We start from the raw sequence: 1,965 nt of genomic DNA on the forward strand, positions 1-1,965 counted from the left end.
GGCGGGCTGCTGGCCGCCGGCGGGGAGCCGGCCGCGGCCCGGCCCGGCAGAGCGCGGCCGGCGCCGCCCCGCCCGGCTCCTCGGTGGCCGGGCCGGCCAGCGTCAGGTTCGCCGCGGCCTCCGCCGGCTCGTCGCGGTCCCAGGCCACGAGGGCCAGCGCGAGGTACGCGTACCCGCAGTCCAGCCGTGAGGACCAGCCCGCGCAGGGCGACATGGTCAGCGCCTCCCGGGCGGTGCGCTCGGCGGCCCGCAGCGCGCCGTGCGCCGCGTCCAGCAGCGCCGACCGGCTGGCGCAGACCAGCTCGGTCCGTGGCCGGCCCGCCCGCCGCGCCGCCGCCAGCGCCTCGGCGAAGTGCGCGGCGGCGTCTGGCAGCTCCCCCTCGGCCAGCGCCACCAGCCCGAGCGCGGTGCCGGCGACCGCCCGCACGTCGGCGTCCTCCGCCGCACCGGCCCGCGGGTCGTCACCCGGACCGGCCGGGACACCGGTGGCGAGCAGCCGCGCCGCCGCCCGGCGTACCTCGTCGTGGTCCCCGGCGAGCCGGGCCAGGGTCAGCTCCACGGCGACGGCCAGCCGCCGGAACCGGTCCCGGCGCGGGGCGGGCAGGTCGCTGGCATGCTCGACGGCCCGGCGCAGCTGTCCCGCGGCCGCCTCGGCGTCCCCGGCGTACGCCCGCTCGGCCGCGGCGGCCAGCGCCAGCTCGGGATCCCGGCGCACCGCCTCGACCGGCGGCTCGGGCGGGGCCGGTGCGGCGGGCCGGTCCCGTTCGTACGGCGCCAGCTCGGGCCAGCGGGCGATCAGCAGCTCGGTGGCGGTGTCCCACTCGCCCCCGGCCAGCGCGTGTCGGAGCGCCTCGGCCGGCCGGTCGTGGCCCGCGTACCAGCCGGCGGCGCGCCGGTGCAGCTCGCCCAGCTCGTCGGCGGGGAGCCGCTCCAGTTCGTCGCGGAGCAGGTCGGCCAGGAGCGGATGGCACCGGTACCAGGGCGGGCTGCCCCCGTCCTGCTGGACGAAGCCGCCCTCCCGGGCCAGGTCGGCCAGCACCTGGCCGGCGTCGGGCCGCCCGGTCACCGCGTCGGCCAGGTCCGCGCAGACCGCGGCGGCCACCGCGCTGCGACGCAGCACGTCCCGGGCGGCGGGGTCCAGTGGCGCCAGCACCTCGTCGCGCAGGTACCCGGCGACGTCCGGCTGGTCGCCGGCGAACCCCTCGACCGCGCGGGCCGGGTCCGCCTGGGCGCGCAGTGCCAGCGCGGCGAAACGCAGGCCGGCGGGCCAGCCCCCGGTCCGGTCGGCCAGCCGGGGCACCGCCGCCGCCGGCAGCGGCACCCCGTGCGCGACCAGCAGGTCGGCCACCTCGTCGGGGGTGAACGCCAGCTCCGCCGGGCCGACCTCGGTCAGCTCGCCGGCCAGCCGCCACCGGTGCAGGGCCAGCGGCGGGTCGCTGCGCGCGCCGGCCACCAGCCGCAGCCGCCCCTCGGTGTGCCGGAGCAGGAACTCCAGCCCGGTCAGCGCGGCCGGGTCGGTCACCCGGTGCAGGTCGTCCAGGACCAGCAGCACCGGGCGCTCCCGGGCGGCGAGCGCCGCGGCGAGCAGTTCGAGCTGGTCCGGCCGGGGCGGGCCGTCCGGCAGCCGCGGCTGCGGCCCTTCACCCGGCACCCCGTCGGCGGCGGCCCGCAGCGCCGCCGCCAGGTAGGCCCAGAGCCGCTCGCCGGTGTCGCCCTCCTCCACCGTCACCCAGGCCGGCGGCGGCTCGGCCCGCACGCCCCGGGCCCAACCGGCGAGCAGCGTGGTCTTGCCCCAGCCGGCGGGCGCGAGGACCAGGGTGACCGGCCCGGCGGCGCCCCGGTCGAGCCGGTCGTGCAGCCGGGGCCGGACCAGCACCGGCTCGGGCAGCGCGGCCGGCGCCAGCCGGGACGCCAGCAGCGGCGCGTCGACCACCCCGAGGCCGCCCGCCGACCCGCCCCCGCCCG

At 81.8% G+C, this 1,965-nt stretch carries 1 protein-coding gene; it reads right to left on the minus strand.

Translation table 11 applies throughout. The features are described 5' to 3' along the window. On the minus strand, window positions 1-1,933 hold a 1,933-nt coding region (locus ABZV78_RS31685; RefSeq protein ID WP_355644533.1), incomplete at its 3' end, for an AAA family ATPase. Window positions 1,934-1,965 lie beyond the last annotated feature (32 nt).

The sequence above is a fragment of the Micromonospora sp. NPDC004540 genome (assembly GCF_040610095.1).
Classification (GTDB): domain Bacteria; phylum Actinomycetota; class Actinomycetes; order Mycobacteriales; family Micromonosporaceae; genus Micromonospora.